The sequence below is a fragment of the Pseudomonas sp. Ga0074129 genome (genome assembly GCA_001465025.1).
Lineage (GTDB): Bacteria > Pseudomonadota > Gammaproteobacteria > Pseudomonadales > Pseudomonadaceae > Aquipseudomonas.
Genome location: LNDO01000013.1, coordinates 1 through 8,123, shown reverse-complemented (window position 1 = coordinate 8,123; position 8,123 = coordinate 1). Strand labels below are relative to the sequence as shown.

Below are 8,123 nucleotides of genomic sequence, written 5' to 3'. Positions count from 1 at the left end.
TCTGCGCTTGAATCCTTTGGTGTGAGAGCCTGGATTCTACCGGTGGCTGGCCCTCTGCCTATCGTTTCAAGCGTTGCACTTATTCTATGAATTCAGGAATTGAAGGCAGATACTACGCAGCAGATCAATAGTCGAAAGAATGTTAATCGAGTCCATCGACTGGATAGGATCATCTATCATGATTACATCAATAGCGTTTCCTTTGTCATCTACTGCGTGGAGCGCGCTTGCAAGAAATACGCTTAAGCTCAAAATATTGGATTGGGCGGCACTGAAGTAAAGGATTGGTGAAATTTGTATCCCATCCTCATCGCTAACCACAATATTCAGGCCTGGTTTATCAGCATCAAAGTCAGCCTTAAACTCTACTTTCTTAAATGAGGGGTGCGGATCGATTTTTCGATAAATAGAGTTAATAAGATCTTCGTAGAAGAAATTATTAATAAAGGTTTTCAGCTGCTGAATTACCACCTCTCTTTCTGCTAACAGAATGTCATTGACTTTATTTCGTTGATCAAGCTTCAACTCTACAGCAGCCAAGTCTTCTTGCAGGGACAGACGCTTAATATAGGGCTTAAATGAAACTATCAACTCAAGCAGCAGCTTGAAGCCATTAACTAAGCGTTCAAGGCTATCATTCCGCAGAAGGAGTTCACTTATGCTACCCCTCATTAGAGATTTAATCTTTTCCAGATCATTCTCGCCCTTAACATCAATCAATCCAGCAAGGCTTTCATAGAAAGCATTTATCGCTGATTGAGATCGTGCAAGATCTAGTCCCAAGCTTTCTTTTTGAGACCTGAGTAGCGAGAACTCAACCCAGCTCCCATCAGCCTGCATTTTCTGTTGCAGGTTGTTGCACTGGGAAACGAGAGACTCACAGTTTCGCCTGTGACTCTCCAACTCATCCGCAACTTCGGCTTTCTTAGAATCACAATGGCTTCTGAGGTCTGCAGAGTTGAGCGCATTTTCAGTCAAATATTTAAGCACCAAGAGATAAGGATCCAAGCCACTTCTAGTACTGTACTCAGAAGCTAGAGCCTGCAACTCCAAATCATTTTCCGATATCTTATTTTTGAGAACATCTATTTGCTCTGCCAAGCCCGTCTGGCGGAGCACCAGACCTACCCGCTTTTCTGAGAGCAGGCGCACTTCTGCCTCAGCGCGCTGTATCAGTTCATCTTGAGTAAGATTCCATACAGTTTTTTCCAGCTCGCCAATTCGATTCTCTAAAGCCTTTTTTTCCGACTCAAGGGTAGATTTTTCACGTTCAGCCTGAGCTAGTCGACCGCTTAGATCTTTAGATTTCCCTTGAAGGCCAGTGAGTTGAAGAATATGTACCTCTCTCGCTGCCCGAGTAATATCGTCAATTTCACTCAATAGCTTTTCTTTACGCAACCTAGAGAGCGCAAGCTTATCTGTGTTTTCTTGACTCAATGCAGACAACAGATGCTGGCCTTTGACTTTATCCAACAGTTCATCAGCAGACTCATGATTTGCGCTGCATAAAGGGCAAACATGAGACGGCCATGTATTAAGATACTCAACCCCTGTAGCAACAAGCCGTTCGTGCACGCCCATCTGATCGGTCAGCGCTTTCTGGGTCGTATGTATCTTTTGCTCAAACGCCTTGATGGTATCGAGCTCACTAAAGCACCGCGTCAACCTATCGATCTTATCTTGATCTATAAGAGACAAACCTACAGGATCAAACAAGAGAAAGTCCGAAGTAATCTTTAGCGCAGAAGCCTTTTTAATTTCCTCCGCCAAATCGCTCAATTTTGAATTATCTAGACGAACTGCAATTTCTTTTTCCGCTATATGCTGTCCAAGAACCTCGACTCGCGCGCGATGAACCGACATCTCAGAATAAATCGGGCCAGCATTATCAATCGAATTCCTGAGCAATAAAGCCCTATCGTCAGACTCTTTTAGCTCTTTCTTTAAATCTTCTGCAGATTTAGCCAGGCCCAGCAACTGAGAAGAACTGCCCGAACGCGCCTCACCTAATGATTTCTGACTTGTGACAATCTCGCTAAGGCGCGCTTCAGTATCAAAATATTCGTTTAAGCTTTCACTGATCGAAACAATTCTTCCAAGGCGGTCATTTGTCAGCTGAAGATCTGACTCACACTTATTATATCCATCTAACCGCAACTGGTAATTATCAGCATCAATCACCCCTTGCGAAAGGCGAGCAGAAGTATCACTCTTCTCCTCAATAAATCTCCTATGAAACTCCATATCGGCCGTCTTAGCGACTCTATTCGAGAGTGCTTCTATCGTCCGAGTATTTGACTCCAGCTCCACAGTGAGTTCGTGCTGCCTTGAGACAAGACTCGAACTTAGTGCGTGCTCACTCTGAGAAGAAAAACCTTCATCAGCCAGAGTGATATTTTCACCGAGGTCATTGAGTTTAGAGGCTTCTGCGTTGAAACGCTCAAATATGGAAAGGTCTACTGGCTGCTCAAGCTCCTCAATGAGCTCCTCGCGCTGTCTATTAAGATCAATTAGCTCAGCACTGTTATCAGCCATAAGCGCTGTTAGCTCTTTACGGGCAATTTCGGCTTCACCACCGAAACCCTCCATAAATTTCTCATATCTCTGTTGCGGCTTTGCTTCTCTAAGAAATCTGTCAATCTCATCCTGGCTCAAAATCACTCGTCGGAAATAATCATTCTCCCGACCTTCATTGTTTCCAATTCGTAAATCTCGCCCATTAGATCTAACAGTAGGAAGCGTTCGAGCAAATGGCTCAGGCCAGGTTGTATCAATTACAACTCGGGTAGCGATATTTTCATCGGCATATTTATTCCTAAGTATCTTTTGCCCAACCTTATCATGTTTTGTAATACGAGCAGCGCTCTCGTAATTAGCCTTATTGTACTCCCCCCCAAGTCGCTCCAGATGATTGGTTACAGCCCACTCAACCGCATCATAAAATGAGCTTTTACCAAACCCATTTGGCGCAAATATGGCTACAAAGTCAGAAGGAACATCGCCCGCATTGGTAAAATCAAAAGTCCCTTCAGATTTTAGCTTATAAGCGCGAAACGCTTCGATCTCAACTTTTTTGATTTTCATCTTTATTCAGAAATTCTATAATTTTATTAATCATATAGGCGCGCTTTTCTTTGGACTCAACCTTCTGATCCAGCGGTGCGCCACGCACGAATTTTTCCAGGGAAAGCAAAGTTTCTCTTGGCTCATTTACGCGCGAATCAAGTGTCAAATCGGAACCAAGCAGTTGCTTTTCCAGCTCAACAGCCAGCTCATCGGGCGTAGGCATTTCAGAACAACCATCTAGCACTACTTTACGAGCAGAAAATTTATTATTTTCAATTTCATACTTTTCCCACATCGACACTTTCTGAGTCGTAACGAAGGCCAAATACAAATTCCATGACGCCAAGTTCCCTTTCGGCTGATAATGAACAGAAACAAAACCTTGAATTGCGCGCCAGTGTTTAATGATATCTGATGCGCGCTCACACAAGCAGACTATGCAAGAAATGTATGACAGAGAATCATCCGATCGAAACATATGAAACTCAATACCTTCACACTGAGTACTGAGGAAGCAAAGATCGTACTCTTTAAGTAATAATTTCATTCAGCTTATCCCTAAAATACTGCAACTGCTGCCTACCTGGGAATTTTTTTGGGTATTCATCTTCTTGTTCAATGACGCAACTACTACGCAATCCTTCCAAATGGGCCAGTTTAAAGCTTGCGTATAATTCTCCTTCAACATTATCAATTGCCAACGGGCCTTGATTAGGCACTACAGAAATATTACTGATCACGCCTTCAAGCCTGAATTTCGGCGGAAACGGTTTTGCTGCTATGTCTGGTGAGGCAACAATGAGGGTACCGTTTCTGTCTAGAAGCTTACGTGCAACTTTTAGAACTTCTTCCAGGCGACCAATCCAATTCGAGGTATCGCTCGTGTACAGCAATCGACGTCTCTTCTCAATACCTTCAATATAGATTTCATCAGTCACGCCAACATTATCCATTAGCGCGGATATGACAACAAACTCTAAATACGCAACCCACAACGCTCGTACTTCTAGCTCGCCAGCATGCTTAGGATCCAGCAGTAATTGAGTCTTATACTTCTTCATGATTTCGTAGGGAGGAGGCAACCCATTTAAAATCAGCGAATCTGCAATATTGATTAATGCAGCCTTAAGGTCTTGAACATTCCGCTGCTCAACCACATTGAACTTAAAGATCATCTCTCGCATTCTAGAGAAGCATTCAAGGTGAGCGGGAATCATCGGAGCACTTGAGTGCGCAGCGACTATCTCATTAAACCTTTCAAGGCTATGACACTCTACACGACCAAACTGATCCCCCCTTCGTGTAGCCTCCATTTTAAACTCAACACCTACAAGGTATGGATAACCATTATCGACATGGTATACCCCGCCACCAGAGATTCCCTTGAGAACATCTACTCCAGGAATACCATCCACAGTAAATACTATTAGCTCATCAGCCACACTAGTCGAGTGGCCATCCCATTGCTTTACAGGTTCTGCACTTGTTCTTTCTGTTTCGGGAAAGCCAACCACTGTCAAATTAGCCCTGTGTGGCAAATCTGAAGTAGCCCAAGATCTTTGCGCAACATCGGCTTGGTGAGCGACCTTTAGCACCGCGCAGTCCAGGAGCTTTTCCCTACCAACTTTTGGAAAAGGTAGCACCTCTAGAACTTCAATATTGCGCCCTTGATGGTCAGTAACAATATTAGTGGCAGCGTCTGCCTCAACTGCATGCCCAGCTGTGAGCACATAGGAGTAGTCATTGGTCATTGCATTAACCAGCACTCCACTGCCACCATTTACCATGACGCAATATGACCGCATGATTTCCGAGAATGTCATTTTAAAATCTGACCTCATCACCAAGCACTTCAAGACGAGAGGAAAAATCCTCAAATTCATCAGCCAAAAGTAGCTGTTCAATCACATCCTCATAATTGAACGCCGCTTTGCCACAGGTAGATTTAATAATCCGAGCAATAGTTCTTTTGTTTGGCAGCCCATGCCTAGATCCGTCTGTGGAAACAATGTATAGCGGCGAATCCAGCAGCGACAAGAAATCACTACTTGTATTGTATTGACTGCCATGATGCGATAGCTTGACAAGCTCCAGCTTTAACTTATTTGCTGCACTGTAACCCAAACGCCGTAGATTACTTGTGACTACCTCATCATGAGCATCGCCGAGAAAAAGCATGCTTTTCCCATCAGCCTCCAAGATGAATGCTATAGAACTACCATTGTAAACAGACGAATCCGACTCAAACTCATCATCCGCCCAAATGTCATCTAGAGAAAGGTGGTAGTCATTGCCATGCGCGGACGTCTCTCCAGAATCCTCCTCCACTGGCCATTTGTGCAGAAGCTTCTCAAGCTGCTTCTTATCAGGAGACAGAATTTTCAACTTGAACGGGCCAATTTCATATTCTTGGGGAGCCATGATAAGCGGGGCACGTTTGCACCCAAGCTTGTCAAGCAGTTTCTCAAGGTCTTTGCCTTGCTTCACGCTGGTTTCAGGTGAATCGTCAGCCAGTATGATGTTATTTTCTGGTATTTCCGGAATATTGAAGTGCCGGGTTATCAGCCGTGATGAGTTGAACCACATAGATTTGACCATTTTCCCCAGGTAATCAGGCTCTTCGAAAGCTTTGATTAAGCCGTGGATGTGATCCTCGTCGATGTGGGTAAGAATGGCTAGGTCGACGGACTGCCCTTGATCCCTCAATTCGTCCAGAGCATCACACAGCGCTCCTGAGTATCGCTGCCTAGGCCCATGCCTGAAGGTCTGCGCTGTTCCCCCATCTATTAGTAGGTTGAACACACCGGAAGGCCCCTCATGGGTAACCAGGATGCAGTCGCCATGATTCGCTTTGAGGACGCGTACGATGATACCCATCAGGACTCCCTGTCACCGCCTAACTATTAAGCTGTCAAAATGCCAGCAGCATAGTTCGGAAGCAGGAACGTTCCAAGAGTCGCGCTGCAAAGCTATTTTGACGCCAGACGAGCAGCGGGGCGATTCATACCTGAATCCCGGCAATGGCATTTTCCAGAGACTAGAAGTAAACAGTCGACATAAAGAGTTAGCCACATCAAAAGTTAAGGCTATAGATGCAAATAGCTGGCTATGCGAGACCATGTCCGCCTACCTTCCTTGAAAACTCTGAGCCTACTCTCGCTATATTCGGTTGCTCCCACCAAAGCACTCACAAAAATAAATGTTTCCACCCCCATACTAGGCAGATAGCTGATGGCGAAAGCAGGATCGGAACTGGCAGCTTTGGGTTGCGGACTCAACCGATTGCGAGTGACCGCTCCTGGCCCAGACCGTGTAAAAACGCAGCAAGCGATGGCAATCAATTACCTGGGAATTTTCTCAGTATCCAGGAGGCCGTCGGAGGCCCAGTCAGGCGCAATCGGTGATTCTGGTTGCTATGGCACTGTAGACTTCGGCGCGCTTGCTGGAGGGCAGCAAGAGTCGTAAAAACAGGCCTCAGGCCTTCATCGCCGCCATCAAGGCATCGCTACCCATCAAGCTCAACACACGTTTGAGATTGTAGGCGAGCACATGCAGGCTCATCTCGGTGCTCACCTGGTCGAGCGTTCTGGTGAGGAAATGGGTGGCACCCATCCAGGATTTCAGCGTGCCGAACGGGTGCTCGACCGTTTGGCGACGGATCCGCATCATCTCGGGCGCTTGATCCGGCGGGTCTGCATCGCCTCAAGCACAGCCTCATGCTCCCAGCGGCTCACCAGGCGCTGTGGGCTCGGCGTACAGTGCTCTTTCAGCGCACAACCCTGGCAGTGCGAACTACAGCAGCGGTGCAACTTCAGTCCTTTCTCGACGCTTGAGTACCGCCAGATCAGGCTTTCCCCTGCCGGGCATCGGTACTCGTTCTTGGCTGCGTCATAGATGAAATCACCTTTGCCGAAGCGGCCAGCCGCTGTCGCTCCCGAGGTCAGCGTCTTGGGTACGAAAACGGTGATGCCAGCCTCATGGCACGCCAGGATTTCTTCGCCTTTGAAATACCCTCTGTCTGCGACCGCCGATAGCTTCTCAACACCCATGGCCTCTCGGGCCTGTTTGGCCATGGCGCTCAGTTGGTCTCGATCGACTCCGTCGTTCGTGACCTCATGCGTCACGATCAGGTGGTGCTTCGCGTCGACCGCTGCCTGCACGTTGTAGCCGACCATGCCGGTGCCACGCGTCTTCATTGAGCGGGCATCAGGATCGGTCAGGGAGATCTGTTTGTCCGGTGTTTCGTTGAGCTGTACTTCGATTTCCTTGAGTTCCTTCAGCTTAGTTTTCAAGGTCGTGATCTTGTCGTGGAGGCGTTCTGCTTTGACCTGCACCACGGCAGGTTCCTGGCGATCAGCGGTATCCAGTGCGGTCAGGTAACGATTGATGCTGGACTCGATCTCCTCCATTCGCCGCTGAAGCTTGGCGCTGGTGAAATTGCGGTCGCGATTGTTGACTGCCTTGAACTTGCTGAGCTGCTGGCACAGCACCACGAACTGCCGACAGACACCGCGGATTGCCTTGCCGTTATCCTTGCGGAAGTTGGCGATGGTCTTGAAGTCCGGCATCAACCGTCCGGTCAGCCACATCAACTCAACGTTACGCTGAGCCTCGCGTTCGAGACGTCGACTGGACTGGATGCGATTGAGATAACCGTAGATGTAGATCTTCATCAGGTCGGCAGGATGGTAAGCGGGCCGACCTGTTTCAGCTGGGATGACACCCTCGAAACCCAGCTGGCCAAGGTCGAGCTCATCGACGAAAACATCGACCACCCGCACCGGGTTGGTGTCCGCCACGTAGTCATCCAGGCTCTCGGGAAGCAGCGCGCTTTGGCCTCGATGCTCTCCCTGGATAAAACGCTTCATTGGCATCCTCCAGCTGATTTGAATCCATAAAATCACAGCAAGGTCGATGCCGACGTTTTTACACAGCCTGGGCCGATTTCGGCCGGTCGCCTGCGGATTTCGGTGAACGTGACCGAGCGTTTCGCTAATACGTGACCGGTGCTTCCACCCCGGTTGCGCGGGTTCTGGATTGTAATCGCATCGGTCACG

Annotated in this window: 4 protein-coding genes and 1 pseudogene; all 5 read right to left on the bottom strand. The window is 47.6% G+C overall.

Features of this window, described 5'->3' with window-relative positions:
* Positions 1-84: 84 nt before the first annotated feature.
* The 5 genes and pseudogenes from AUK77_RS00710 to AUK77_RS00690 all read right to left on the bottom strand — a co-directional run bounded on the left by AUK77_RS00710 (position 85) and on the right by AUK77_RS00690 (position 7,934).
* Complete coding sequence (locus tag AUK77_RS00710) at positions 85-3,084, bottom strand: AAA family ATPase (protein WP_296125239.1); 3,000 nt, start codon at positions 3,082-3,084, stop codon at positions 85-87.
* On the bottom strand, positions 3,065-3,613 hold the full coding sequence (locus tag AUK77_RS00705; protein ID WP_296125236.1) for an ABC-three component system middle component 1: 549 nt from the start codon (positions 3,611-3,613) through the stop codon (positions 3,065-3,067). Before AUK77_RS00705 ends, AUK77_RS00710 begins: the two co-directional genes overlap by 20 nt.
* Positions 3,597-4,853, bottom strand: coding sequence for an ABC-three component system protein (locus tag AUK77_RS00700; protein WP_363079347.1), 1,257 nt, complete (start codon positions 4,851-4,853; stop codon positions 3,597-3,599). The genes AUK77_RS00705 and AUK77_RS00700 overlap by 17 nt, the downstream gene beginning before the upstream one ends.
* 37 nt (positions 4,854-4,890) lie before the next feature.
* Positions 4,891-5,943 carry an MBL fold metallo-hydrolase gene (locus AUK77_RS00695; protein WP_296125233.1) on the bottom strand — a complete coding sequence of 351 codons (1,053 nt, stop codon included), beginning with the start codon at positions 5,941-5,943 and terminating at the stop codon, positions 4,891-4,893.
* Positions 5,944-6,540: 597 nt separating this feature from the next.
* Positions 6,541-7,934 (bottom strand): annotated as a pseudogene (locus AUK77_RS00690) (IS1182 family transposase).
* Between the last annotated feature and the right edge of the window lie 189 nt (positions 7,935-8,123).